The organism is Streptomyces sp. PSU-S4-23 (genome assembly GCF_055632315.1).
In genome coordinates this window covers 4,248,549-4,273,475 of the sequence record NZ_JBVMUU010000002.1, presented here as the reverse complement: position 1 = coordinate 4,273,475, position 24,927 = coordinate 4,248,549, and the positions used below count along the sequence as shown (strand labels likewise).

The 24,927-nt window shown below is 72.5% G+C and carries 19 protein-coding genes; 7 read left to right on the top strand and 12 right to left on the bottom strand.

The features are described 5' to 3' along the window. Nucleotides 1–62: 62 nt before the first annotated feature. Nucleotides 63–326 carry a hypothetical protein gene (locus ACZ79I_RS19520; protein WP_471498792.1) on the top strand — a complete coding sequence of 88 codons (264 nt, stop codon included), beginning with the start codon at nt 63–65 and terminating at the stop codon, nt 324–326. A 293-nt stretch (nt 327–619) separates the two neighbouring features. Here the strand turns inward: ACZ79I_RS19520 and ACZ79I_RS19515 are convergent, their stop codons facing one another. Then, the gene (locus tag ACZ79I_RS19515; RefSeq protein ID WP_471498791.1) at nt 620–1,300 is read right to left on the bottom strand and encodes a hypothetical protein; all 681 of its coding nucleotides are present in this window, start codon (nt 1,298–1,300) and stop codon (nt 620–622) included. 155 nt (nt 1,301–1,455) lie between these two features. Next, complete coding sequence (locus tag ACZ79I_RS19510; RefSeq protein ID WP_471498790.1) at nt 1,456–3,234, bottom strand: recombinase family protein; 1,779 nt, start codon at nt 3,232–3,234, stop codon at nt 1,456–1,458. A gap of 21 nt (nt 3,235–3,255) precedes the next feature. Here ACZ79I_RS19510 and ACZ79I_RS19505 point away from each other — a divergent pair, with 21 nt between their 5' ends. Continuing rightward, entirely contained in the window at nt 3,256–4,038 is a 783-nt protein-coding gene (locus tag ACZ79I_RS19505; RefSeq protein WP_471498789.1) for a pirin family protein, read from the top strand. Nucleotides 4,039–4,131: 93 nt separating this feature from the next. Beyond that, on the top strand, nt 4,132–5,226 hold the full coding sequence (locus tag ACZ79I_RS19500) for an AI-2E family transporter (protein ID WP_471498788.1): 1,095 nt from the start codon (nt 4,132–4,134) through the stop codon (nt 5,224–5,226). 30 nt (nt 5,227–5,256) lie between these two features. On the opposite strand, the gene ACZ79I_RS19495 is transcribed toward ACZ79I_RS19500, so the two are convergent. Further along, nucleotides 5,257–7,434 carry a SpoIIE family protein phosphatase gene (locus ACZ79I_RS19495; protein WP_471498787.1) on the bottom strand — a complete coding sequence of 726 codons (2,178 nt, stop codon included), beginning with the start codon at nt 7,432–7,434 and terminating at the stop codon, nt 5,257–5,259. Between the two features lie 238 nt (nt 7,435–7,672). Here ACZ79I_RS19495 and aspS point away from each other — a divergent pair, with 238 nt between their 5' ends. Further along, entirely contained in the window at nt 7,673–9,436 is a 1,764-nt protein-coding gene (aspS, locus tag ACZ79I_RS19490) for an aspartate--tRNA ligase (protein WP_471498786.1), read from the top strand. Between the two features lie 120 nt (nt 9,437–9,556). On the opposite strand, the gene ACZ79I_RS19485 is transcribed toward aspS, so the two are convergent. From ACZ79I_RS19485 to ACZ79I_RS19470, 4 genes are all read right to left on the bottom strand, one after another. Continuing rightward, nucleotides 9,557–10,960, bottom strand: a complete 1,404-nt coding sequence (locus ACZ79I_RS19485) for a VCBS repeat-containing protein (RefSeq protein ID WP_471498785.1) — start codon at nt 10,958–10,960, stop codon at nt 9,557–9,559. A gap of 583 nt (nt 10,961–11,543) precedes the next feature. Further along, complete coding sequence (locus tag ACZ79I_RS19480; RefSeq protein WP_471498784.1) at nt 11,544–12,272, bottom strand: alpha/beta fold hydrolase; 729 nt, start codon at nt 12,270–12,272, stop codon at nt 11,544–11,546. A 205-nt stretch (nt 12,273–12,477) separates the two neighbouring features. Then, the gene (gene metG, locus ACZ79I_RS19475) at nt 12,478–14,193 is read right to left on the bottom strand and encodes a methionine--tRNA ligase (RefSeq protein ID WP_471498783.1); all 1,716 of its coding nucleotides are present in this window, start codon (nt 14,191–14,193) and stop codon (nt 12,478–12,480) included. Nucleotides 14,194–14,346: 153 nt separating this feature from the next. Further along, nucleotides 14,347–16,233 carry a VWA domain-containing protein gene (locus ACZ79I_RS19470; RefSeq protein ID WP_471498782.1) on the bottom strand — a complete coding sequence of 629 codons (1,887 nt, stop codon included), beginning with the start codon at nt 16,231–16,233 and terminating at the stop codon, nt 14,347–14,349. Between the two features lie 311 nt (nt 16,234–16,544). Here ACZ79I_RS19470 and ACZ79I_RS19465 point away from each other — a divergent pair, with 311 nt between their 5' ends. Further along, nucleotides 16,545–18,629 (top strand): PhoX family protein, encoded by a 2,085-nt coding sequence (locus ACZ79I_RS19465; protein WP_471498781.1) that lies wholly within the window; start codon nt 16,545–16,547, stop codon nt 18,627–18,629. 72 nt (nt 18,630–18,701) lie between these two features. On the opposite strand, the gene ACZ79I_RS19460 is transcribed toward ACZ79I_RS19465, so the two are convergent. The 3 genes from ACZ79I_RS19460 to ACZ79I_RS19450 all read right to left on the bottom strand — a co-directional run bounded on the left by ACZ79I_RS19460 (nt 18,702) and on the right by ACZ79I_RS19450 (nt 21,181). Next, the gene (locus ACZ79I_RS19460; RefSeq protein WP_471498780.1) at nt 18,702–19,709 is read right to left on the bottom strand and encodes an endonuclease/exonuclease/phosphatase family protein; all 1,008 of its coding nucleotides are present in this window, start codon (nt 19,707–19,709) and stop codon (nt 18,702–18,704) included. A gap of 169 nt (nt 19,710–19,878) precedes the next feature. Beyond that, on the bottom strand, nt 19,879–20,298 hold the full coding sequence (locus ACZ79I_RS19455) for a DUF7144 family membrane protein (RefSeq protein ID WP_471498779.1): 420 nt from the start codon (nt 20,296–20,298) through the stop codon (nt 19,879–19,881). 103 nt (nt 20,299–20,401) lie between these two features. Beyond that, nucleotides 20,402–21,181, bottom strand: coding sequence for an alpha/beta fold hydrolase (locus ACZ79I_RS19450; protein ID WP_471498778.1), 780 nt, complete (start codon nt 21,179–21,181; stop codon nt 20,402–20,404). Nucleotides 21,182–21,316: 135 nt separating this feature from the next. Between ACZ79I_RS19450 and ACZ79I_RS19445 the strand changes: the two genes are divergently transcribed. Next, nucleotides 21,317–22,657 (top strand): aminotransferase-like domain-containing protein, encoded by a 1,341-nt coding sequence (locus ACZ79I_RS19445; protein ID WP_471498777.1) that lies wholly within the window; start codon nt 21,317–21,319, stop codon nt 22,655–22,657. Here the strand turns inward: ACZ79I_RS19445 and ACZ79I_RS19440 are convergent. Next, complete coding sequence (locus tag ACZ79I_RS19440; RefSeq protein ID WP_471498776.1) at nt 22,572–23,471, bottom strand: hypothetical protein; 900 nt, start codon at nt 23,469–23,471, stop codon at nt 22,572–22,574. The genes ACZ79I_RS19445 and ACZ79I_RS19440 overlap by 86 nt on opposite strands. 294 nt (nt 23,472–23,765) lie before the next feature. Continuing rightward, entirely contained in the window at nt 23,766–24,236 is a 471-nt protein-coding gene (locus tag ACZ79I_RS19435; protein ID WP_471498775.1) for a hypothetical protein, read from the bottom strand. A gap of 106 nt (nt 24,237–24,342) precedes the next feature. Here ACZ79I_RS19435 and ACZ79I_RS19430 point away from each other — a divergent pair, with 106 nt between their 5' ends. Further along, a complete protein-coding gene (locus ACZ79I_RS19430; RefSeq protein WP_471498774.1) occupies nt 24,343–24,915 on the top strand; it encodes a hypothetical protein in 573 nt (190 codons plus the stop codon). Nucleotides 24,916–24,927: the final 12 nt, after the last annotated feature.

Sequence of the window (24,927 nt, the reverse complement as noted above, 5' to 3'; positions counted from 1 at the left end):
GGGGAGGAAGGCATGCTGCGCGTGGTCCGGCAGGTCTCGACGACGTGCCACTGCTTGCCCGTATGAACGAGCACCTCATCATCGACCAGAACCACGAAAACCCGATGCGGGGCGAGGAACTGGCCGACCGCATGAGGGGCTGGCTGCTCGGCCCGTACGAGGCCGCGCTCGGCAGTGTGGACCTCAGTCCGGCGCTCTACGCCCTGTGGTGGCCGGACGAGGACGGGGGTATCCACCTGCGGCAGTTCTTCGTCGCCCGAGAGTTCCGGCGCCGTGGCCTGGGCCGGAGGGCGTTCGGGGCCGCGCGCGGTCCCCAGGCCGGATAGGGGACGGCCATGGCTCGCTGAGCCAGGCAGCGGATCAACCGTGGTGGCCCGGTCCCCGGGACCGGAGCCGTGGGGACCGGCAGGTCCAGCAGCGCCGTCCCCGCTCTGGGCACCGGCGGGGTCTCCGTCTGGATTTGATCCGAGCGACAGCATCGTCTGGCCGGGAATAGCGACCGGCGGCCAGGTGGCCTTCGTGGTGTTCTGTGGGTTGGGGAAGGTCTCTTCCATGGTGCTCCTGGGGCGCGCGCAGGCAGGGGCCCGCTACGCAGGTTGGATTCGTCCGAATACGCGACTCAGGCGGCGAGGCCCACCCCAGTGCTGGACGCCCAGGGGCCGAGCACTTTCACGACGGGCTTGTGGTAGCAGACGCGGCGGCCGTTTTGGGTGGTGAACTCGACTGTTCGGCGGAACAGAAGAGTCGTGACCGGCTGCGGCCCCTGGCCGTGCCTGGCTCGTGCCCTGCGCTCAGCCATGTCGGGCGGGCACCCGCAGGGGTGACCTGCATCAGCTTCCGGGGACAGGAACACACGCCCGTCGCAGTGGTGCGCGAGGCCGCGGGAGTCCCACAGCTTCATCTGCGCAGTCAGCCTGTCTGGATTCTCGATGACGACTCGGAGACTGGCCCTTTCGGCTATGACTTCGAACTGCTCGGAACTGTTGGCCAATCGCCGCTGCGGCTCGGCTCCGAGCACGCTTGCGATGCTTTCCGCCGCCTGGGGCGACACCATGAGCAGGCGCCAGACCGGCTGGGCAAGCAGCTTGCCGTCGACGACGCGGCCGAAGTCGCAGTCGCCGACGATGGGCTCGGAAGCCCTGGACAGCGAGCACGTGCGAGGGGTGCCGAGTCGCTGGCGGCGAGCGGTTCGCGGGCGGGTGCACTCACTTGTCGCGGTTTTGCGATGCCGGCGGCCCTGACCGGGACAATCACCTTCGGTCGGCGAAGTGGCGGAAAGGCTGGGCGAGGGGTTGTGCAAGAGACGGCTCCTGATGGATGGGGGCAGGAGCGCCGGAGCAGCGACGAGGCTGCCCGGCGCCCCCGAGGACACCGCCAATGCTCCGGAGAATCGCCGGTTTCCCTAACCGGCGATGTGGGTGTACTCCTCCTCGCTCGTCTCGGGTCAGCGGCAGGTCAGACCGCTTCTGAGAACACCTTCCTCTGCCGCGATTCGTCGGCCTCTGCGCCATCGCTCTCGGCCTGCTCCGGTCGCACAAACTCGACCATCGCCCGCCTCTCGACGGGCGTCGACCTTCCCGCGCCGGTCGCCTTGGTGACTGTGACCCTGCGCACGAACAACTTGACGAAGTCCCCGCGCTCCTGGGTCGTAGCGGCCTCCCACCACGAACCCTCGCCTACCGGATCGACGTCCCCCGCGCCCAGGGGCAGCCACAGGTGGATCGGGAGCGTCGGCGTCGCCGCCTCTTCCAACTCGGTGAGACGGGCCTCCGCCCGCTCCATACGGCCGAGGAGCCGTTCCCTGCGCTCCCGGAACCGGCGCCGTCCGACGGGGTCGTCGTAGTCGCCGGCCTCTTCCCTGTCGTACAGCTCCTCCAGCGCGTGCTTGGCATCGGCGCGTTCGGTGACGAGACTGCGGCGCTCACCCACGATCTCCGGCTGTTCCGTCTGGGCCGCGTACCGTCGAGCAGCTTCGGCGAGGATGACTGCCGTCTCGGGGTCGCCCTCGGCCGTCTGGATGAGGGCGAAGATCCGCCGAGCCACGTAGAGGTCCAGGGTCTGCATGCTGATCGTGCACTCGCCCTCGTGCTGGCCCGGCAGAGCTTTCCGACGGCGACAGCGGTACGCGGCCTTGTGGGGAGTGGTGGCGCGGTGCGACGTCATCACCGCACCGCAGTCGCAGAACAGGACGTCCATGGCGGAGAGGACGGCGTGTCCGCGCGACAGGCCCTTACCTTGGCCCCGCCCGTCGAGCCACTTCTGCAGTTCGTGCCAGTCGTCCGGCGGGATGATCGGTGGGTACGCCTGGACCGGCTTCATGGTCTCGGGGTCGCGCTCGATGCGGTAGCTCTCGATGGCGCTGGTCAGCTTGCCGTCCTCCCGGCGCTTGTAGACCGGGGTCGCCGCGTAGCCCCCGATGCGGGGGTCGCGGAGGATGCGCATGGCCGTCTTCGGGTCCCAGATGCTGTCCTTCGTCTTCTTGCCGACTCGCTGCCCCTTCGTCGGTACGCCGTCGGCGGTCATCTGAGCGCAGATGCCCGTGAGGGAGCCAGGATGCCGACGTCCCCCTCCGGGGCGGTACGGCATGTCCTTGTGCTCCTTGATCCGCGCCCACATGTCCCGGATCACCGGCACCTCGTCGGGATCGTGCTCCAGGACGTGGATCACGACGGGCCTGCCGTCGGCCGTCGTTCGCGTCGCGGGGACCATGCGGAAGCCGTACGGCGGCTTGCCGCCCACATAGCCGCCGAGTTCACGGGCCGTCTTCTTCGCGCCCCGCACCGCGTCGCTCTTGTTCTTGCTCTCGCTGTGGGCCGCGTCGAGCCGCAGGATCAGATGGATCAGGTCCATCAGGTTGCCCTTGCGGAACTCACCCTCGGTGAGGCTGACGATCGTCACGCCGAGGTTGAGCAGCTCCGTGACGATGGGGATGGCGTCCAGTGGATCCATCCGTGACAGGCGGCTGATGTAGTAGACGATGATCAGGTTGATCCGGCCGTCGTGACAGTCTTTCAGCAGCCGGTCGAAGTCGGGGCGGCCGTCGCCCGTGAACGCGGATATGCCAAGGTCCTCGTACTCGGTGATGCTGACGGCCCCGCGACGCTTGGCCTCGGCCACACCCGCCGTGCGCTGCGTGACTGTGCTGACCTCGGACTTGTTGGCGCGCCCCACGGACTGACGCCCATAGACCCCTGCATGGATGTCCATGCCGGTCACCACCCCTGGTCTGATCATGGGGGGACTCTAGCCGGTTTTTTGGCCCCCCAACTGGTTTCACCCAAGGGCACCCCCTGGCACCCCCACCGCGGCTTCGAGACCGTCACCTACATCATCGACGGGACCTTCGACCACCAGGACTCCCACGGTGGTGGCGGCACCATCACCAACGGCGACACCCAGTGGATGACCGCGGGCTCGGGGCTGCTGCACATCGAGGCCCCGCCGGAGTCGCTCGTCCTGTCCGGCGGCCTCTTCCACGGCATCCAGCTCTGGGTGAACCTCCCCGCCGAGGACAAGATGATGGCCCCGCGCTACCAGGACATCCGCGGCGGTCAGGTCCAGCTGCTGACCACCCCCGACGGCGGCGCGCTGCTGCGCGTCATCGCCGGCGAGCTGGACGGCCACAAGGGCCCCGGGATCACGCACACGCCGATCACCCTGATCCATGCCACGGTCGCGCCCGGTGCGGAGGTCACCCTCCCCTGGCGCGAGGACTTCAACGGCCTCGCGTACGTCCTGGCCGGCCGCGGCGGCGTGGGCACCGAGCGGCGCCCGGTCCACATGGGCCAGACCGCCGTCTTCGGCGCCGGATCCTCGCTGACCGTCCGTGCGGACGACAAGCAGGACTCCCACACCCCGGACCTGGAGGTCCTGCTGCTGGGCGGACGGCCGATCCGTGAGCCGATGGCGCACTACGGCCCGTTCGTGATGAACACCCGCGAGGAGCTCCAGCAGGCGTTCGAGGACTTCCAGAAGGGCCGGATGGGCACGATCCCCGCGGTCCACGGGATGACCGAGAGCGGGCCCCAGGGCACCTGACCGAGGGGTACCCGGCCGCCGGACCTGACAGGGCGTCACCCGGGCGGGCCGTCCGCGCAGGACAGCCCGCCCCCGCCGTGGTCGGCTGGAGGCGTGCAGCTCCTCCCCGACCCCGTACGCCGGCTCGCCGCCTGGTGCGTCGTCGTCCTGCTGGTGGCGGGGGTCGGCTGGGTCGGGATCCAGCTGTGCGGGCAGTTCCGCACGGCCGTCGTGCCCGTGCTGCTCGCACTGCTCGGGACCGCGCTCCTCGGCCCGTTGCACCGGCGGCTGGTACGGGTCGGCGTGCACCGGTCGCTCGCCGCCGCGGTCACCTGCGTCGCCGTGGTGGCGGTGGTCGGCGGGGCCGTGTACATCGTCGTCGCCGCGCTCGTCGACAACGGCGACCAGATCGTCTCCTCGCTCAAACGGGCCGCGAAGTCCCTCGCGGAGTACTTCGGGGCGGCCGGCACCTCGCTGGACGACCTGGCCTCCAACGCCAGGGAGCTGCTCGGCAGGTTCGGCGGGACCGCCGCCTCCAACGTCATCAGCGGGGTCAGCGTCGTCGGCGAGACCGTCGCCATGGCCGTGCTGGCCCTGCTGCTCGTCTTCTTCTTCCTGCGCGACTCCCACCGGGCCGCGGAGGTACTGCGCTCCCTCGCCCCGCACGGCGCCGCCGACACCGTCGAGATCATGGCGCGGCGCGCCTTCGCGGCGGTCGAGGGGTTCATGCGCGGGACCACGCTGATCGCCCTCATCGACGCGACCTGCATCGCCGTGGGGCTGCTGATCCTGCGCGTCCCGGGCGCGGTGGGGCTCGGCGCGATCGTGTTCGTGGGCGCTTACATCCCCTACCTCGGCGCCTTCATCTCCGGCGCGGTCGCGGTCCTGGTCGCCCTCGCGGACCGCGGGTTCGTCATCGCGCTGTGGGCGCTCGGGGTGGTCGTCGCCGTGCAGGTGCTGGAAGGGCACGTGCTCCAGCCGATGGTGCAGAGCCGGACCGTGCAGATGCACCCGGCGGCCGTGCTGCTGGCGCTCACCGCGGGGGCGTCGGTCGCCGGGATCCTCGGGATGCTGCTGGCGGTGCCGCTGACGGCGGCGGCGTTCGGCGTCGCGCACGAGGTGCGGGTGCGGTACGGGAGCGTGGAGGGGGAGGGCGCGGCGGGGGCCGGGCCGAAGCCGTGCGCGGAGGGGGAGCCACCGGAGGCGTGACGGAGGCGTGACGGAGGCCGGGGGCCGTCCTCACCGCAGCTGTGCGATCTCCTCCCGCAGATCGTCGTCCTCCGGCTCCATCTTCGGGGGCTCCTCGTACAGCTCGAACCAGATGCGCTTGCCCTCGCCCCGCGGTTCCACGCCCCAGGCGTCGGCGAGCAGCTCGACGAGGATCAGTCCGCGGCCGGAGGAGGCCAGTTCGCCCGGCCGGCGCTTGTGGGGGAGGTCGTCGCTCGCGTCCGTGACCTCCACGCGCAGCCGGCGCCCGCCCCCGCCGTCCACGACGCTCGGCTCGCCGGCGACCTCGGCGACGAGGAGCGCGTCCGCGTCGGTGTGGACGAGGACGTTCGTGAGCACCTCGGAGACCAGGAGCACCGCCGAGTCCAGCTGGTCCTGGGAGGACCAGTCGTGCAGCATCTCGCGCACCTGCTGCCGGGCGCCGGCGATGCGCTCGGGCTCGGCCTGCGCGACCGTCAGCGCCAGCCGGCGCACGGCCGGGCGCACGGCGGGGACGGTGCCGCCGGCCGGCTCGCCCGACCGGCTGAGCAGCAGCAGCGCTATGTCGTCCTCGCGCCGGTCGGTCAGCGGCCCGGTGGCGTGGTGCGAGGAGGGCCCGTGCACGGCCTGGACCAGCGCGTCGGCCAGCTCATCGATGTCGCCGTCGTGCTCCTCCAGGATCCGGCGTATGCGCCGCCAGCCGGTGTCCAGGTCGTGCCCGCCGGTCTCGATCAGCCCGTCCGTGCAGATCAGCATGGTCTCGCCGGGCTCCAGGAGGAGCCGGGTGGTCGGGTAGTCCGCGTCCGGGTCGATGCCGAGCGGCAGCCCGCCCGCGGTCGGCCGCAGCAGCACGGTCCGGTCCGCCATGCGGATCGCCGGGTCGGGATGGCCGGCGCGGGCGATCTCCAGCGTCCCGGTCTCCGGGTCCACCTCGGCGTAGAGGCAGGTGGCGAAGCGCAGGTCGCCGCCGTCCGCGCCGTACGTCATGCCGTGCAGGAAGCGCGAGGCGCGGGAGAGGACCGCGTCCGGGGGGTGGCCCTCCGCCGCGTAGGCCCGCAGGGCTATCCGCAGCTGGCCCATGAGGCCCGCGGCGCGCACGTCGTGGCCCTGTACGTCGCCGATGGTGAGCGCGAAGCGGCCTCCCCCGGGCAGCTGGATCATGTCGTACCAGTCGCCGCCCACCTGGAGTCCGCCGCCGGTCGGTATGTAGCGCGCGGCCACGGTCATGCCGGGGATCTCCGGTCCGAGCACGGGCAGCATCGAGCGCTGCAGCCCCTCCGTCAGCTCCCGCTCGGTCTCGGCGGTCGTGGCACGGGAGAGGGCCTGGGCGAGCATCCGGGCGACCGTGGTGAGCACGGAGCGCTCGTCGGGCGTGAAGGTGACCGGGTACTTGAAGGCCGCCATCCACGCGCCCATCGTGCGGCCCGACACGGTGAGCGGCAGGAACGCCCAGGACTGCCGGCCGAAGTGCGCGGCGAGCGGCCAGGAGACCGGGTAGCGGGCCTTGTACTCCATGGGCGAGGACAGGTAGACGGCACGGCCGGTGCGGACGACCTCGGCGGCGGGGTAGTCCGTCTCCAGCGACATGTGCGTGAAGGGACCCTCCTCTCCCGGCGCCTGGCCGTGGTGGCCGATGACGGTCAGCCGGTCGCCCTCGGCCCCGAAGACCGCGAGGCCGTCCGGCGAGAACCCGGGCATGGAGAGGCCGGCCGCCACCCGCAGCACCTCCGCCGTGGACCGCGCCTCGGCCAGCGCGCGTCCCGCGTCCAGCAGGAACGCCTCGCGGGAGCGGCGCCAGTCGCCGGTGACCGGGGAGCGCGCGGCGGCGTCCGGGGAGGGCTCGGTGACCTCCTGGAGCGTTCCGACCAGCGCATACGCCCCGGTCTGGGGGTCCATCGACGGCTTGGAGCGGCTGCGTACGGTACGGACCACGCGCCCGTGCGCGTCCATGATCCGCATCCGGATCTCGGCGATGGTGCCCTCGGCCAGGGCGAGCTGGACGATCCCGTCGACCTCGTTCCAGTCGACGGGGTGGAACCGGGCCCGGACCCCCGCCTCCGTGAGCGTCGTCGCCTCCGGGGGCAGCCCCAGCAGCCGTGCGGCCTCGGCGTCCATGGTGACGAGTCCGGCGGCGTGGTCCCAGCGCCACACCCCCGTCGCGAGGGTGGCCAGGACGTCCCCCATGGAGGGCAGGGGCTCACCAGTGCGCATTGCCCCACTGTATGAAGAGGTGATCGAGGAGTGCCACTGAAGGTAAGAAAAGTCCCAATTTGAACTCGTTATCGACGATATTTGGGACCCGTCGAGGGGAAACGGGCCCTGCCGAAATGGTGGGGAGGCGATCTTGGGGCGGCCGGTACGCTTGGTAGATCCGGGCCGTGCCCGCCCGGACGTACCGGGGCGAGCGACCCCGGACAGACCCCGATCCGCGAAGACTGGATGAACGACGATGCATCGGTACAGGTCCCACACCTGCGGCGAGCTCCGCGCCTCTGACGTCGGCAGCGACGTCCGGCTGAGCGGCTGGCTGCACAATCGGCGCGACCTGGGCGGCATCCTCTTCATCGATCTGCGCGACCACTACGGCATCACCCAGCTGGTCGCCCACCCCGGCACTGCCGCGTACGAGGCGCTGGACGCCATCTCCAAGGAGTCCACCGTCCGCGTCGACGGCAACGTCGTCTCCCGCGGCGCCGAGAACGTGAACCCGGACCTGCCCACGGGTGAGATCGAGATCCTGGTGGGCGAGGTCGAGCTGCTCGGCGCGGCCGCCCCGCTCCCCTTCACGATCAACACCGAGGACGGGGTGAACGAGGAGCGGCGCCTCGAGTACCGCTTCCTGGACCTGCGCCGCGAGCGCATGCACCGCAACATCATGCTGCGCACGGCCGTGATCTCGGCGATCCGGCACAAGATGGCGGCGATGGGCTTCAACGAGATGGCCACCCCGATCCTGACGGCGACGTCCCCGGAGGGCGCCCGCGACTTCGTGGTCCCCTCCCGGCTGAACGCGGGCAGGTTCTACGCGCTGCCGCAGGCCCCGCAGCAGTTCAAGCAGCTGCTGATGATCTCCGGCTTCGACCGCTACTTCCAGATCGCGCCCTGCTTCCGCGACGAGGACGCCCGCGCGGACCGTTCGCCGGGCGAGTTCTACCAGCTCGACGTGGAGCTGTCCTTCGTCGAGCAGGAGGACGTGTTCCAGCCGATCGAGCAGCTGATGACGGAGATCTTCGAGGAGTTCGGGGGCGGCCGCCACGTCACGTCCCCCTTCCCCCGCATCCCCTTCCGCGAGGCGATGCTCAAGTACGGCTCGGACAAGCCGGACCTGCGGGCCCAGCTGGAGCTGGCCGACGTCACGGACGTCTTCGACGGCTCGGAGTTCAAGGCGTTCGCCGGCAAGCACGTACGGGCGCTGCCGGTGCCGGACACCGCGTCGCAGCCCCGCAAGTTCTTCGACCAGCTCGGCGAGTACGCGGTGGAGCAGGGCGCCAAGGGCCTGGCGTGGGTGCGGGTCGGCGAGGACGGCGCGCTGACGGGCCCGATCGCGAAGTTCCTCACGGAGGAGAACGTCGCGGAGCTGACGAAGCGGCTGTCCCTCGCCGCCGGGCACGCGGTGTTCTTCGGCGCGGGCGAGTTCGACGAGGTCTCGAAGATCATGGGCGCGGTCCGGGTGGAGGCGGCCAGGCGGGCCGGCCACTTCGAGGAGGGCGTCTTCCGCTTCTGCTGGGTCGTCGACTTCCCGATGTTCGAGAAGGACGAGGACACGGGGAAGATCGACTTCTCGCACAACCCGTTCTCCATGCCCCAGGGCGGCATGGAGGCGCTGCGGACGCAGGACCCGCTGGACATCCTGGCCTGGCAGTACGACATCGTCTGCAACGGCGTGGAGCTGTCCTCGGGCGCCATCCGGAACCACGAGCCGGACATCATGCTCAAGGCGTTCAACATCGCCGGCTACGACAACGAGACGGTGGAGCGCGAGTTCGCGGGCATGCTCCGTGCCTTCCGCTTCGGCGCCCCGCCGCACGGCGGCATCGCGCCGGGCATCGACCGCATCGTGATGCTCCTGGCCGACGAGCCGAACATCCGCGAGACGATCGCCTTCCCGCTCAACGGCAACGCGCAGGACCTGATGATGGGCGCCCCGACGGAGCTGCCGGAGGAGCGCCTGCGGGAACTGCACCTGTCGGTGCGCAAGCCGCAGCCGAAGTAGGACGCGTACGACAGCGGGCCCGGATCCCTCCAGGGATTCCGGGCCCGTTCGGCGTCCGCACGGCCCGTTCGGCGTCCGCACGCCGGTCGGAGCAGCCGGCCGGCCGGATCGGCGCACCGGTCAGAGCAGCCAGCGCAGACCGTTGCCGCCGAGGAGCGTCTCGCTCTGCTGGGTGAGGCCGACGGAACGCGCCGTGAACTCGCGGCTGCCCTTGGCCGTCGGGCCGGAGCCGCCGCCGGGGAGGACCCAGACGGCACCGGTGGAGTTGTTCTCGCCGGCCGCACCGACGAACAGCTCGGGCCTGCCGTCCCGGTTCACATCGCCGACGGCGACGGTCGTGCCGAACGCGTCGCCGGTCTCGGAGGCGTCCGGGACGCCGGCCGTGTCCTGGGTGACGGCGTACGACCCGGTGCCGAGCGCACCCGAGCGGCGGCCCGGGACGACGGTGATCTGCCCGGCGTCGGCCCTGCCCTCGTCCGGCGATCCCACCACGATGTCGGCGACCCCGTCCCGGTTGAGGTCGGCCACGGCCAGCGCACCGCCGAAGTGGTCGTCCTTCTCACTGGTTCCCGGGACGCCGGCGGTGTTCTGCGTCAGTCGCACCGGCTTGGCGCCGGTGCCGATCCCCTGAGCGGAGCCGTACCAGACCAGGATGCGACCGCCGAGCGCGCCGTCCGCTCCCGCCGTGGAGGGCTCGTCGGGGTCGCCGACCACCAGGTCCGCGTACGAGTCGCCGTTGACGTCGCCGGTGGCGGCGATGAGGCCGTTGCCCTGGGTCAGGGCCGTGCCGTTCGCGGAGTTCGCGGGCGTCGGGTACACGTACAGCGCGCCGCCGCTGAGGCCGCTCAGACGGGATGTGACGGCGACCTGGTCGGGACTGCCGTCGTGGTTGAAGTCGCCGAGGGCGACGCTCTCGACGGAGGGGGTGTCCTGGTGGTACGTCCGGGACCCGACGGTGCCCGTGCGGCTGAACGGCCCGCTGAAGAGGACGGATCCGCCGTATCCGGCGACCGCGACCCGGGTCCTGGCTCCGGCGCCGTCGGCGAGGACGGCGACATCGAGCCCGTAGGACGTCATCCCGTCGGCGGCGCTCGCGGGATTCGGCAGGTCCGTGCCGCTGGTCAGCCCCTTCTTGCTGCCCCACAGCACCGTGACGGCACCGGAGTCCCTGCCCTTGGAGGTGTCCTCGTAGGGCGAGGAGACGACCAGGTCCGCGTACCCGTCGCGATTGAGGTCGGCGGTGGCGGTGGCCGAGCCGAACCGGTCGTACGCCTCGGCCGTGTCCGGAACGCCGGTGCTGTTCTGTGTGATGATCTGACGCCGTGTGGCCGACAGCCCCGAGGTCGACCCGTACAGCACGACGACGGCTCCGGCGGCCGTCCTCCCCGACACGTCCGCGCCGGGCGCGGGCAGGACCGCGTCTCGACAGCCGTCACCGTTGAAGTCACCGGGCACGGCGCCGTGCACGGCGGCGGCGGGCGCGGCCGACAGCAGCGCCGCGCCCATCACCCCGGCCAGCACCACGGCCGCCGATCTCCATCCACCCCTGTGCGGACGCCCATTCTTGGTCACGTGAGTCCCCTCCACCCCTGGCGCACTATGCGTGCACATGCCATGCGGCGATTGTAAGGGCGCCTGGCGAACGGCCCCCGTCCCGTCGGACGCTTCTGGCAGGATCGCCGCCCAGCGTCCCCGATCCATGACGGGGCATCAGGAACCGCACAGCGAAACGGAACTGACACGCCGGAGGTTCGTGGCGGTGGGGGCCGGGGCGGTGGCCACGGCGGGCCTGGCGGCCACGTTCGCGGCGAACGCCCTGGCCGCCGGGAAGCCTGCCGGTAAGGGGGCGCGGGTTCGCCGCGTCCGCCGGGCGGACCGCTCGCAGGTCGCCTCACGCAGGCCGCCCGATGTTGTCGGACAAGGCCCGGTCCATGAGGTGTGCGCCGCCAAGAAGCGCGGTGTGCCGGTCGGCGGCGATCAGCGCCCTCGGAAGGACCTCGCCACAGCCTCCGGAGACGGGACGAATACGCCAATCGTCGTTCCGGGCTGAGTGTGCGGACGCTGTCGAGGTGTTCAGGGGTGCCGGGTGGTTCCGGCTGTGGAGTGCTCAGCCGGCGGCAGGAAGTTGGCGGGCGAAGCGGCGGACGGCGTCGGTGAAAGCATCCGGGTCGTCGAAGTTCGCGAGGTGTCGCGCCCGCGGGATCAATTCGACGCGAGCGTGCGGATGCGCGCGGGCGAAGTCCGCCTCCTCGGCCCGGAAGACGGCGTCCTTCTCGCCGTTCAGGATGAGGACGGGAGCCTTCACATGACGCATCGCACCCGCGTCGAAGCGTCCGAGTACCTCGCCCCAGGCCGCTGGCAGGGTATGGAAGGCGTAGCCGGAGCGGATGGTCGCCTCCACCACTTCCCGTGGGTAGAGCCGCCGCAGCAACCGGTCGTTCCACCGGGTCAGGCGATCCGCCGGCAGATGAGGGACCAGCCTGGCGACCCACCGATAGGGCGCCGCCCGGAGGCCGCGGGTGGAGGCGCTGGCTCCCGCGAGAATCAGCCCGCGCAGTTGCTCCGGACAGCGCCGCGCGAACTCCAGCGAGGCATATCCGCCGAGCGAGTGCCCGACGATCAGAGCCGGCCCGCGGTCGAGCGAGTCCACCGCGGAAGCGATGATCTCCGTCGCAGCGCTCAGGCTCCAGGGCTGAGCCGAGCGCTCCCCGTGGCCGGGCAGGTCGATGGCGACCACCGGGAATTCGTCCCGGAGTGCGGCCAGCTGCATGCTCCACTGTCCCGCGCTGAAACGCGTCCCGTGAACGAAGACTATGGGCACTGCATCCGCCGCCATCGGTCCACCCCCAGGTGACATCGTCCTCAAGCCGACTCTACCGGCGGGATCTTCCTCGCGATCAAGGGAGATGCCGGAAGGCGTCGTCCGTCGTGGCCTGCATCTCGTCCAGCCGACCCGGGCGACGACGGCGAGGGCCGCGCGGAGGTCCGGAAACGAGTCGCTTCCGGGCCTCCGGGCGCAAGGGGTCGCCCCCTGCGCTGCCCTACGCCTCCGTGCCGCCGAAGCGCTCCTTGTAGTTCTCCAGGTCCTCGTCCGTGAGCTTGGCGAACAGGACCGGCGGGACCGTGAAGGGGGTGCCGGCGGCGACGGTGGTGAGGGACTTCGCCTCGTCGCGCGTCACCCACGTCGCCGTGTCGTCCTTCAGGGCGAACGCCGCGCGCATCGCCGCCGAGGTGGTCGGGATGAACGGCTCCGACACCACCGCGTAGAGGTGGATCAGGTTCATCGCCGTGCGCAGGGTGAGGGCCGCACCCTCCTTGTTCGTCTTGATCTCCAGCCAGGGGGCCTTCTCCTCCAGGTAGGAGTTGCCCGCCGACCACAGGGCGCGCAGCGCGGCCGCCGCCTTGCGGAACTGGATGGCCTCCATGTGCTCCTCGTACTCCGCGAGCAGGCGCGCGATCTCCTCGCCGAGCTTCGCCTCGGCCTGGCCCGGCTCGCCGCCCTCCGGGACCGCGTCGCCGAAGCGCTTGCGGGAGAAGGACAGGACGCGGTTGACGAAGTTGCCCAGGGTGTCCGCCAGGTCCTTGTTCACCGTGGCCGTGAAGTGCTCCCAGGTGAAGGAGGAGTCGTCGGACTCGGGCGCGTTCGCCATCATGAAGTAGCGCCAGTAGTCGGCCGGGAGGATCTCCAGCGCGTCGTGCGTGAAGACGCCGCGCTTCTGCGACGTGGAGAACTTGCCGCCGTAGTAGTTGAGCCAGTTGAACGCCTTGATGACGTCCACCTTCTTCCACGGCGCGCGCGTGCCCAGCAGGGTCGCCGGGAACATCACGCTGTGGAAGGGCACATTGTCCTTGCCCATGAACTGCGTGTAGTGGACGTCCGCGTCCGACTCCCACCACCACGAACGCCAGTCGCGGTTCTCCGGGTCCTGGTCCGCCCACTCCTTCGTGGCGCCGATGTACTCGATCGGGGCGTCGAACCAGACGTAGAAGACCTTGCCCTCGGCGGCCAGCTCCGGCCAGGTGTCGGCCGGGACCGGGACGCCCCAGTCCAGGTCACGGGTGATCGCCCGGTCGTGCAGGCCCTCGGTGAGCCACTTGCGGGCGATCGAGGAGGCCAGCACGGGCCAGTCGTCGGCGCGCTCGTCCACCCATGCCTCGACCTCGCCGGCCAGCGCCGACTGCAGCAGGAAGAGGTGCTTGGTCTCGCGGACCTCCAGGTCGCTGCTGCCGCTGATCGCGGAGCGCGGGTCGATCAGGTCGGTCGGGTCCAGCACCCGCGTGCAGTTCTCGCACTGGTCACCGCGCGCCTTGTCGTAGCCGCAGTGCGGACAGGTGCCGATGATGTACCGGTCGGGCAGGAAGCGGCCGTCGGCGTTGGAGTACACCTGGCGGATGGCCCGCTCCTCGATGAACCCGTTCGCCTTCAGCTCGCGGGCGATCTCCTGCGTGATCTCGCGGTTCTGCGGGGACGAGCTACGGCCGAAGTAGTCGAAGGCCAGGTCGAAGCCGTCGTACACCGCCTTCTGCGCGTCGTGCGCCTGGGCGCAGAACTCGTCGACCGGCAGGCCCAGCTCCTTCGCCGCCAGTTCGGCGGGGGTGCCGTGCTCGTCCGTCGCGCAGATGTAGAGGACGTCGTGGCCGCGCTGGCGCATATAGCGGGAGTAGACGTCCGCCGGGAGCATGGACCCCACCATGTTGCCCAGGTGCTTGATCCCGTTGATGTACGGAAGGGCGCTGGTGATGAGGTGTCGAGCCATCGCGGGCTGCTCCCAAGTCGCTACGCGGGGTGACGATCGTCGGCTTCGGGTCGGCTGTATCGTCTACGAACCTTGAAATCGTAGCCGACATGGGTACGCCGCCCGCTTCCCGTTTTGCGCGGTGAGAAGCGGGCGGCGTCCGGATGGCGGCGGTCAGGGGCGCCAGGTCGCCAGCATGCCCTCGTACACCTCCGTGTCCGTGAGCTCGCGCGGGGCCTCGCCGGCCAGGAAGTGGGACGTGTTGTCCGTCTTCAGCTTGCGGAGGTAGTCGAACGCCTTGTTCTCCGGGTCGCCGAAGGCGACAAAGGAGAAGAAGAGGGCCGGGTGGTTCTTCGCGGCGTCCGTCAGCGACTGGGTGGCGGGGGTCTTCGCGTCCGGCGCGCCGTCCGTCTGGAAGATCACCAGGGCGGGGAGGGCCGGGTCCTGCGACTGCTTGCGGTGGGCCACCACGGCCTCCACGGCGGCGTGGTAGCTCGTGCGGCCCATGCGGCCGAGGGACGCGTGCAGCTCGTCGATCTTGTTCTCGTGGTCGGCGAGGGTCAGCTCACCGGTGCCGTCGAGTTCGGTGGAGAAGAAGACGACGTGGACCGTGGCCTCGGGGTCGAGGTGCGCGGCCAGCGCGAGGGCCTGCTCGCCGAGGGCCTGGGCGGAGCCGTCCTTGTAGTACGGGCGCATGGACGCCGAGCGGTCGAGGACCAGGTAGACCTTGGCGCGGGCGCCGGCGAGGCCGCGCTTGTCGAGGACGGTGGCCGCGGCCTTGTAGGCGGTGGCCAGACCGGGGGCGCGGGACTTCACGCCGTCGAGTGTCAGGGCGGGCGTGGGGGCGTCCGTCTGTGCGGGGGTCGGTTCGTCCGCCTGCGCGGGTGCGGAGTCTTCCGGCTGCGCGGGTGCGGTGTCTTCCGGCTGCGCGGGTGCCGGGTCGTCGGCGGCCAGTGCCTCGGGCTCGGGCGCGGGCTCGGGCTCAGAATCGGATTCGGGTTCCGCCTCCGGCTGGGGGGCGATGTCGGCGGCCGGTTCAGGTGCCGGCTCCGGCTGGGGCTCGCGCTCGGCGGCCACCTCGGCTTCCGGCTCGGGGGCGGCTTCGGCGTCCGGCTCGGGCTCTGCCTCCGCTTCGGCCGCCACTGGCTCCGATTCGGGCTGCCCAGTCGTCTCGGCCTCCGGCTCGGGTTCCGCGGCGGGTGCGGCTTCGGCCTCCGGGGCGGGGGCCGCCTCCGGGGTCGCCTCGGCGACCGGCTCCGGCTCGGGGGCGGCTTCGGCCTCCGGCTCGGGCTCGGGCTGGGGCTCGGCGGTCGGCTCGGGTTCGGGTGCGACCTCGGCTTCCGGCTCGGTGGCGGGGGCGGCTTCGGCGACCGGCTCCGGCTCGGGGGCGGCTTCGGCCTCCGGCTCGGGCTGGGGCTCGGCGGTCGGCTCGGGTTCGGGTGCGACCTCGGCCTCCGGCTCCGCGGCGGGGGCGGCTTCGGCGGCGGGCTGGGGCTCCGCCTCCGCCTCGGCCGCCACCGGCTCGGGCTGCCCGGTCGTCTCGGCCTCCGGTTCGGGCGCCGGGGCGGGGGCCACCTCGTCGGCGGGCTCGGGCTCGGGTGCGGCTTCGGGCTCCTGTTCGGCGGCCGAAGCCTCCGGGGTCGCCTCGGCGGCCGGCTCCGGCTCCGGTTCGGGCGCAGCCTCCGGCTCCGGCTCGGGTTCGGGCGTCACCTCGGCTGCCGGCTCGGGCTCCGCAGCCGCCTCTGCCTTCGCCGCCGGCTCGGGCTCCGCAACCGGTTCCGCCGTCGCAGGCGTGCCCTGCCTCGGTACCGTCACGTTGTCGAACGCCGCCGCCACCAACTCGTGCTCGTCCGTCGTCCGGCCGGACGACTGCGCCGGGATCTCGGCCGACGCGGCCGACGCGGTCGGCGCGGCCGACGCGGCGGGCTCCGTCGCCGGAGCCGGAACCGTCGCCTCCGTGGCCGTCGTGTCCGTGGCCGTCTCGCGCGAGGGCTCCCCCTCGGCGGTACGACCCTTGCGTGAGCGGCCGAACGCGTTCCGCAGGAGAGTGAGAATGCCCATGTGCGCAACCCTTCGCGAGAGGTGATGCCCGTCAATCCCTGGCCAGGACGGACACGTAAGGTTAGCGGCCACAGGTGCCGATCTTGGGGAGGGTTCAATCATCGGACACGCCCGATGTCAAGACCGCCTCGCCTCCGTCACCCACACCGTGACGAACAGCTCACTCCCGCAGGTCGCGCCACGCCGACGGGGTACCTCAACGCCCTTACGGATTCCCCTGGTTCACCTACAGTTCACCCATCCGCCCAGCGCTCGCACTCCCATACGCCTAGCGTCACGTCCACGCCAAGGGATCGTATGGGGAGAGTAAAGTGCGAAAGCAGCTGCCACTGATCGCAACGTCGTCCGCCGCGCACCCAGGCGGGCGGTCCGCCCTGACCTGCCGCTTCCGGTGCGGCAACGCCTGTTTCCACGAGGTGCCCAACACCAGCTCCAACGACTACGTCGGTGACGTCATCGCCGGCGCCCTCAGCCGCCGCTCCGCCCTCCGCGCCGCGGCCGTCGTCACGGTCGCCACCGCCACCGGTGCCGCCGCCGTCGCCAAGGCCCCGCAGGCGCGGGCCGCCACCGCGGCCGCCGACGCGCGGGCGCAGGCCGCCGTGTCCTCCCGCACCGGCGCCGCCCGCGGCCTCCGCTTCGCGCCCGTCGCCCCCAACACCGCCGACGCCGTCACCGTCCCCGACGGCTACCGCCAGAACGTCGTCATCCGCTGGGGCGACCCGATCCTGCGCGGCGCCCCCGCCTTCGACCCGGAGAACCAGACCGCCGCCGCCCAGGCCGGCCAGTTCGGGTACAACAACGACTTCCTCGCCCTGCTCCCGCTTCCGGGCGAGCGCCACCGGCAGCTCCTCGTGGCCAATCACGAGTACACCGACGAGGTGCTCATGTTCCGGGACTACGACCCCGAGAACCCCACCCGGCAGCAGGTCGAGGTGGCCTGGGCCGCCCACGGCCTGGGCGCCGTCGTCGTCGAGGAGGACAGGCACACCGGCCGGCTCACGGCCGTGCCGCGCCACCCCCTCAACCGCCGCCTCACCGCCACCAGCGAGTTCCGCCTCACCGGGCCCGCCGCCGGGTCCGACCTCCTGAAGACCTCCGCCGACCCGGCCGGCCGCACGGTCCTGGGCACCCTCAACAACTGCTCCGGCGGCACCACCCCGTGGGGCACCACCCTGCACGGCGAGGAGAACTTCAACCAGTACTTCGCGAACGGCAGCCGCGCCACCGACAAGCGGTACGGCATCGGCACGTCCGGCACCGAGCGCAAGTGGGAGCGGTTCGACCGCCGCTTCGACCTGGCCCAGGAGCCCAACGAGGCGCACCGCTTCGGGTACGTCGTGGAGTTCGACCCGTACGACCCGCACTCCACGCCCCGCAAGCACACCGCCCTGGGCCGGTTCAAGCACGAGGCGGCGACCGTCAGGCTCACCGACGACGGCCGGCCGGTCGTCTACTCCGGGGACGACGAGCGGTTCGACTACTTCTACAAGTTCGTCGGCAGCAAGCGGATGCGGCACGGCGGCTCCCGGGCCGTGCGCGAGCACAACCTCTCGCTCCTCGACGAGGGGACCCTCTACGTCGCCAGGCTCACGGGGGACTCGCCCGCCTCCGAGATCGACGGAAGCGGAAAGCTCCCGGGTGACGGGGAGTTCGACGGTTCCGGCACCTGGATCCCGCTGGCCACGGCCACCGCGCACGGGGCGGTGTCCCACGTCGAGGGCATGAGTGCCGAAGAGGTCTTCGTGTTCACGCGGCTCGCCGCCGACAAGGCCGGGGCCACCAAGATGGACCGGCCCGAGGACATCCAGCCCTCGCCGCACACCGGCAAGGTGTACGTCGTCCTCACCAACAACACCAAGCGCGGCCTGAGCGGTCAGGCGCCCGCCGACGAGGCGAACCCGCGCAACGCCAACAAGCACGGCCACATCCTGGAACTCACCGAGGGCCGGAACCGGCCGGAGTCCACCGTGTTCGCCTGGTCGCTGTTCCTGGTCGCCGGTGACCCCGCCGACCCCGCCACCTACTTCGCCGGGTTCCCGAAGGACCGCGTCAGCCCCATCTCCTGCCCGGACAACGTCGCCTTCGACCCGCACGGCAACCTGTGGATCTCCACGGACGGCAACCAGCTCGGTTCGCACGACGGCCTCTTCGGCGTCGCCACGCGCGGCGAACGGCGTGGTGAGCTCAAGCAGTTCCTGACCGTGCCCACCGGCGCCGAGACCTGCGGCCCCATCGTGCAGGACCGCCGCGTGCTGGTGGCCGTGCAGCACCCGGGCGAGGTCGACGGCGCCACGGTGGAGGCGCCGGCCAGCACCTGGCCCGACGGACCCGGGAAGATCGTCCGCCCCGCCGTGGTCGCGGTGTGGCGTGCCGACGGCCGCGACATCGGGATGTAGCGGTATCGGCGTGTACGACAGGGGGGCGCCGTCCGGACGGACGGCGCCCCCCTGTCGTACACGGCCGGTGGCTCAGCCGCGCTCGTGGAGGGTGATGTCGACGACCAGGGCGCGGTGATCGGTGCCGGCGATGTCCAGGAAGCGGGCCGAGTTCGCGGAGAAGTCCCGGGAGACGAGGACGTGGTCGATCTGGGCCCCGAACGCCGGTGCCGTCCTGGCGGGCCAGGAGGGCGTACGGGCGGCGCCGGCGAGGCGGGCGCCGTCGCGCAGGCCGGTGTCGAGGACGCGGCGGAAGGCGGCGTGGTCCTGGGAGGCGTTGAAGTCGCCGGCGATGACCGTCGGGGCGCCGCCGCCCGCCGCCGCGTAGGAGCGCAGCGCCCCCAGCTCACTGCGCCACAGGGGGACCTGGCCGGGGAGCGGGGGCATGGGGTGGGCGAGCTGCAGCCGTACGGCGTGGCCGTGGACGTCGGCGACGGCGCCGGGCATGCCCATGGTGCCGGGTACGCCGGGCGCGGCCTTCAGCGGGAACCGGCTGAGGATGAGCGAGCCGTCGGAGCCGCCGCCGTCCACCGCCCGACGGTACGGGTAGCCGCCGGTGGCGCCGCCGAGGGCGCGCGCCAGGGTGGCGGAGCAGTGGTGCTCGCACTCCTCGACGAAGACGACGTCGGGCCGCTCGCGGCGGACGGCGTCCACGAGGGAGGCCGTGCCGTGGCCGAACTCCACGTTGGAGGTCAGCACCCGGAACTCGGCGAGGGCGGCGCCGGTGGGCTCGTCGGTCCTGCCGTACGGCTCGGCGAACCAGGCGAGGGCGCCGAGCGCGAGGAGGCCCCAGACCATGCCGGTGCGCCAGCGGGCGAGCACGGCGAGGAGCAGGGCGAGGGCGGTGGGGGCGAGCAGCCAGGGCAGGAAGGCGAGCAGCTGCGGCACGGGCGTGCGCGCGTCGGTGCCGGCGGCACGGCAGCCGACGACGGTGCTCACCCCGGCGAGCAGCAGCCCGGCGAACCAGGCCCCCGCGGTACGTGCCCGGGACCGGCGCCGGGTGCCGGCCGGGCCGGTCCGTTCCGTGGTCGCAGTGTCCACGTGCCGGCCGCCTTCCCCTCCGTGGGCTGGTGCCCGATCCTCCCTCAAGGACGGGGAGCGGGGGGAGAACGGTTGCCGGAGCGGCGGCCCCCGGCCGTCGGGCCGGTTGCCGCCGCCGGGGCCGGCGGGCTCGGCGGAGTCCGCCGCGGTTCTGCGGCGCCGGACGCGCCTACCGTGCCGCCGTGGTGCGGTCCGGTGTCACCAGCGCCCAGATCACGAAGGCGCCGATCGCGATGGCGATGACCGACCAGACCGGGGCGTACGGCAGGAACATGAAGTAGAGGATCATGTACAGGGCCGCCAGGCCGACGCCCACCCAGCGGGCCCACTCCATGCCCTGGAGCACGCCCCAGCCCGTGATCGCCACCAGGGCGCCGACGACCAGGTGGATCCAGCCCCACGTGGTGAGGCTGAACTCGTACACGTAGCTGCCGACGCGGACGTAGACGTTGTTCGTGGCGATGCCAGCGATGCCGTTCAGCACGCCGATGATGCCGCCGACGATCATCAGGACCCCGGCGAATGCCGTGCTGCCGGTCGTCCACGCGGCGTGTTTCGGGTGGGGCGTGGGTGCGGTGTGCTGGACCATGGCGGTCGCCTCCTCGGGACGGGACGTTCACCCGCAGGTTCACCCGGCGGACGGGTGACGCGCCCGGTGGCGTGAGCCGAACGGGTGACGGCGGGTCCGTGCGTCAGGCGTCCAGGCGCCCCAGGAACTCCGCCAGCGCCTTGTCGAACTCCTCCGGGCGCTCCAGGTTCGGCAGATGCGCCGCGCCCGCGACGACGTGCAGCGTCGAGTCGGGCAGGGCCGCGTGCATGGCCTCCGCGTCCGCAACCGGCGTGTACGTGTCGTCCTCGCCGACCACCACCAGCGCGGGGACCGTCACCCGGGTGAGCAGATCGCGGTAGTCGGGCCGCTCCGCACGGCCCCGCAGGGCCGCCGCGGCGCCCTGCGGGGCCGTGGCCGTCATCATCCGGTGGACGTGCGCCGCCACGTCCGCGTCGGCGTACGGGGCGACCATCCGGTGCAGCACCTCGTCGGCGTAGCCGCGCATGCCCTCGCGCAGCAGCCGTTCCGCCGTCGCGTACCGGGCTCGCCTGCCCTCCTCGGTGTCCGGCTGCGGGAAGGTGTCCGCGAGGACCAGCCCGGCGATCCGCTCCGGGAACCGGGCCCAGCACTCCATGGCGATCTGGCCCCCCATGGAGAGCCCCGCGAGGACGAAGCGCTCCACGCCGAGGTCGTCGAGGAGCGCCGCGATGTCGTCTGCGAACCGCGCCAGCGGGGTGACGCCGGGGACGACCGGGGAGGCGCCGTAGCCGCGCAGGTCGGGTGCGACCACGCGGCGCGTGCGGGCGAAAGCGGTGAGCTGCGGGGCCCACATCGTGCGGTCGAAGGGGTGGCCGTGGACCAGGACGAGGGGCAGTCGGCCGGTACCGGTGCCTTTGTCCTCGTATGCGAGGAAGGGTGCCATGAGCATGACCCTAGGCGGGCCGCACTGCTCGGTGCAATAAGATCTTTGCCCTCGGTGCAATCGTGCCATCGGGCGATCCAGGGGGCATTCGACCGGCATCCGGGGGCAACCCGAAGGCGGGACGACGGAGGACTGATGGAGGACTACCGGCGCATCGCCGACCGGATCGCCGCGGAGATCGCCGCAGGCCGGCCGGGCCCCGGTGAACGGCTGCCGCCGCAGCGGCGGTTCGCGCGGCGGCACGGCATCGCGGCGTCGACCGCGGGGCGGGTGTACGGCGAACTCGTGCGGCGCGGGCTCGTGGTCGGCGAGGTGGGACGCGGCACCTTCGTACGGGCCTCGCCGGTGCCCTCGGGGCAGGCGCTCGCGGAACCGGCGACGACGGCGCCGGTGAACCTGGAGCTCAACTACCCGTCCGCGCCGGGCCAGCCGGAACTGCTGGCGGCCGGCCTCGCGCCACTGCTGCGGCCCGACGTGCTGGCCGAGGCGACCCGCCCGGCCCCCGCCGCGGGCACGCCGGCCGCACGTGAGGCCGCCGCCGGGCTCCTCGCCACCGGCGGATGGCGGCCCGCACCGGACCGGCTGCTGTTCGCGGGCAACGCACGGCAGGCCATCGCGGGCGCCCTCGCCGCGCTGGTGCGGCCCGGGGGCCGCGTCGGCGTCGAGTGGCTGACCTACCCGCTGGTCAAGGAGATCGCGGGGCGCCTGGGCATCGTCCTGGTACCGCTCGCCATGGACGGGCAGGGGCTGCGCCCGGACGCGCTCGCCGCAGCGCACCGCTCCACGCCGCTGTCCGCGGTGTACGTCCAGCCGACGCTGCACAATCCGACGTCGGTGACGATGGGTCCGGCGCGCAGGCGGCGGCTGGCCGACGTGGCACGGGACCTGCGGCTGCCGGTCGTCGAGGACCGCATCTGGTCGTTCCTGTGCGGGCCGGACGGCGGGGAGCCCCTGGCCGCCTGCGCACCCGAACGCACGTACGTCGTCGACGGGCTGTCCAAACGGGTCGCGCCCGGGCTCACCGTCGGGTTCCTGGTGGTGCCGGAGGGGCACGGCGAGGAGACGGCCGCGGCGCTGCGGTCGGGCGGGTGGACGGCCGGCCGGTTCGCCCTGGAGGCGGCCGTGCGGTGGATCGGGGACGGGACCGTGGCGCGCCTGGTGGACGCGAAACGGGCGGACGCGGAGGCGCGGCAGCGGCTGGTGGCGCGGCACCTCGACGGCTTCGCCGTGCGCTCCGACCCCCGGGTCTATTACGCGTGGTGGCGGCTGCCGCGGCCCTGGCGCGCGGATGTGTTCGCGGCTGCCGCGGCGCGGCGGGGCATCGCGGTGACACCGGGACCGGCCTTCGCGGCCGGTGGGCGCGGTGCGGACGGCGCCGCCCCGGACTGCGTCAGGCTCGGGCTCGCGTCGGCCGCTCCCCCTGAACTGGAGCGCGCCCTGCGGACGCTCGCCGCCGTCGCGCGTGCACACCCGTGAGCCAGGCGGCCAGGGCGACCGCGAGGCCGAGCGCCAGCAGCAGCCAGGACACGGTGCGGAGCGTCCCGGTGAGCGCGTCGTAGATCGCGGCCGCGGCCGGGTGCGAGACGCCCTCGGGAAGGCCGTCGAGCGTCATCCGGCGGCCCACCGCGATCGCGACGCCCAGCAGCGCCGCCCCCAGCGCCGTGCCGAGTCCGGTCGCCAGCACGGCCCGGCGGCGGCACACGGACAGCGCGATACCGGCCAGGGCCAGACAGACGGCGGTGACGGGAAGCCAGAAACCGGCGACTTCGAGCACGTGGAACCCCTTCCGGAGCTTCACCAGGTCATCCGACTGCAGCAGGGTGATCTCCGTGTGCGCGACCGGGATGCGGCCCGCGAACGGCATGTGCTCGTCGGCGAGTTGCCGCTTCATGCGTTCGGCGGCGGGGGCGAGGTCGAGGGTGACCGGGCGGTCGGCGTCGCCGTGCAGGGCCCGCATCACGGCGTCGTGGGCGCTGAGGTTCGCGGTGTCCCAGGCGGAGCGGAACGCGGGGGTGCCGGTGAACGAGCGGACCGCCTCGTGGACGAAGGTGTGCACGGAGCCCCGCAGGGACGGGCCGACGTGCACCTCGCGCATGATGCCGTCGGTGATGGCGCCCGCGACGGCGTCCCGGACCTGGTCGTCGGAGGCGAGCGGGGCGGTGGTGGCGGCGTAGCGGGCGCCGTCCTCGATGCCGTACTTCGCCCATGCGGCGAGCACGCCGAGCGGTGCGAGCAGACACGCGAGGCCGACCAGCACGGCGGCGAGGACGCCCCTGACACGTCGAGACACGCCACCAGCGAAACCCGTCCGGACGCCGCGGGCGAGCCCATGGCCTGCAAACGGGTGGGCGTGACGAGCCCCGCGGTGCGGCCGGCGGCCGCGGCACCTGCCGCCGGCCCGGCCGCGCTCTCCGGTGGAGCGTTCCCCCGAACGGGTGTTACCTGGTGGTGGGAGAGTTCCTCGGCCGGCTCCCGGGAGCGCATCCCGGGCGGCGGGTGAGTGAGGGAGACGCACAAGGCCCCGGGCGTCGTCGTGGGCCGTCGCTCCGGGGCCTTGTGCGCGGCGTGGGCGGGTGACCGGAGGTCAGCCCGCCCGCCGCCGTGGGGACTCCGGCGTGTAGTAGCGGTAGTAGTCGAGCAGGTACACGACCACGCCGACCGCGAGCGAGACACCGGAGGAACGCAGCACGCTGTGCCCGGTCTGGCTGTACAGGAAACCGAGCGCGATGCCCGTGAACACCGCCCACAGCAGCGCGTGGGCCATGCGTCCCAGCCGCGGTGCCACCCGCAGCAGCCCGATGCACAGTGCCGCGAACACGACCGCGCACACCAGGCCGAAGAACACGTTCCAGCCGGTGATGGGGCCGCCGGAGCGCCGGTTGGCCGCGGCCCAGTAGCCGTAGACGAGCCCGAGCGCGACGGAGCCCGCCACCCTCGCCACCGTGTGCGCGCGCCGGTCGAAGACGTCGGGCGGACGGTAGGCCGTGACGGGCGTGCCGGCGGTGGTGACGGGCACGTGTGCGGCGGTCCGCGCCGGAGGTGCCGCATGAACCATGGGAGCACTCCTCTCTCTCCTCGCCCCCGCTCACCAGCGCACACCTGGCCGGAGCGGTCGGCAAGTCGGGATGCGCGGCCCACGGGGCCGTGTTTCGCTGGGGCTCATGAGGATCGTGCTGTTCGGGGCGACGGGAACGCCGGGCAGCCGGATCGCCGCCGCGGTGGGGAGCATGTGTGCGCCACCGCGGAACCCGGTGGCCGGCGGCGCGGGCAGCCCGCAGGCCGTGCCGGGCGAGGGACCGTGCGAGCAGCCCGGCTCCCCCGCGGCGTACCGGGCGAAGGCGCCCGCCCCGGACCGGACGCATGTCTCCCCCGCCGCCGGGACCGGCCCCGGCGAGCGCACGGGCGGGTTCCGGGCGGACGGCGACCGGCTGTCGACCGACGGGGACGGCGACCGGCTGTCGACCGACGGGGACGGCGATCGGCTGTCGACCGACGGGGACGGCGATCGGCTGTCGACCGACGGGGACGGCGATCGGCTGTCGACCGATGGGGACGGCGATCGGCTGTCGACCGTCGGGGATGGCGATCGGCTGTCGACCGTCGGGGACGGCGACCAGCCGCCGACCGACGCGGACGGCACCGGCCGCATCAGCGCCGAGGACCACGCGCCCGCGTTCGTCGACGCGCTGGAGCGGGGCGCCCGTGTGCGCGCCCGCATGCCGGTCGCCCGCTGACGGACGGCAGCG

What these genes read in the sequence shown, in the direction of transcription:
- ACZ79I_RS19520 (WP_471498792.1), top strand. Translation starts at nt 63, where the DNA reads ATGAACGAGCACCTCATCATCGACCAGAACCACGAAAACCCGATGCGG.
- ACZ79I_RS19510 (WP_471498790.1), bottom strand. Translation starts at nt 3,234, where the DNA reads ATGATCAGACCAGGGGTGGTGACCGGCATGGACATCCATGCAGGGGTC.
- ACZ79I_RS19495 (WP_471498787.1), bottom strand. Translation starts at nt 7,434, where the DNA reads ATGCGCACTGGTGAGCCCCTGCCCTCCATGGGGGACGTCCTGGCCACC.
- aspS (WP_471498786.1), top strand. Translation starts at nt 7,673, where the DNA reads ATGCATCGGTACAGGTCCCACACCTGCGGCGAGCTCCGCGCCTCTGAC.
- ACZ79I_RS19480 (WP_471498784.1), bottom strand. Translation starts at nt 12,272, where the DNA reads ATGGCGGCGGATGCAGTGCCCATAGTCTTCGTTCACGGGACGCGTTTC.
- metG (WP_471498783.1), bottom strand. Translation starts at nt 14,193, where the DNA reads ATGGCTCGACACCTCATCACCAGCGCCCTTCCGTACATCAACGGGATC.
- ACZ79I_RS19470 (WP_471498782.1), bottom strand. Translation starts at nt 16,233, where the DNA reads ATGGGCATTCTCACTCTCCTGCGGAACGCGTTCGGCCGCTCACGCAAG.
- ACZ79I_RS19455 (WP_471498779.1), bottom strand. Translation starts at nt 20,298, where the DNA reads ATGGTCCAGCACACCGCACCCACGCCCCACCCGAAACACGCCGCGTGG.
- ACZ79I_RS19450 (WP_471498778.1), bottom strand. Translation starts at nt 21,181, where the DNA reads ATGGCACCCTTCCTCGCATACGAGGACAAAGGCACCGGTACCGGCCGA.
- ACZ79I_RS19445 (WP_471498777.1), top strand. Translation starts at nt 21,317, where the DNA reads ATGGAGGACTACCGGCGCATCGCCGACCGGATCGCCGCGGAGATCGCC.
- ACZ79I_RS19435 (WP_471498775.1), bottom strand. Translation starts at nt 24,236, where the DNA reads ATGGTTCATGCGGCACCTCCGGCGCGGACCGCCGCACACGTGCCCGTC.
- ACZ79I_RS19430 (WP_471498774.1), top strand. Translation starts at nt 24,343, where the DNA reads ATGAGGATCGTGCTGTTCGGGGCGACGGGAACGCCGGGCAGCCGGATC.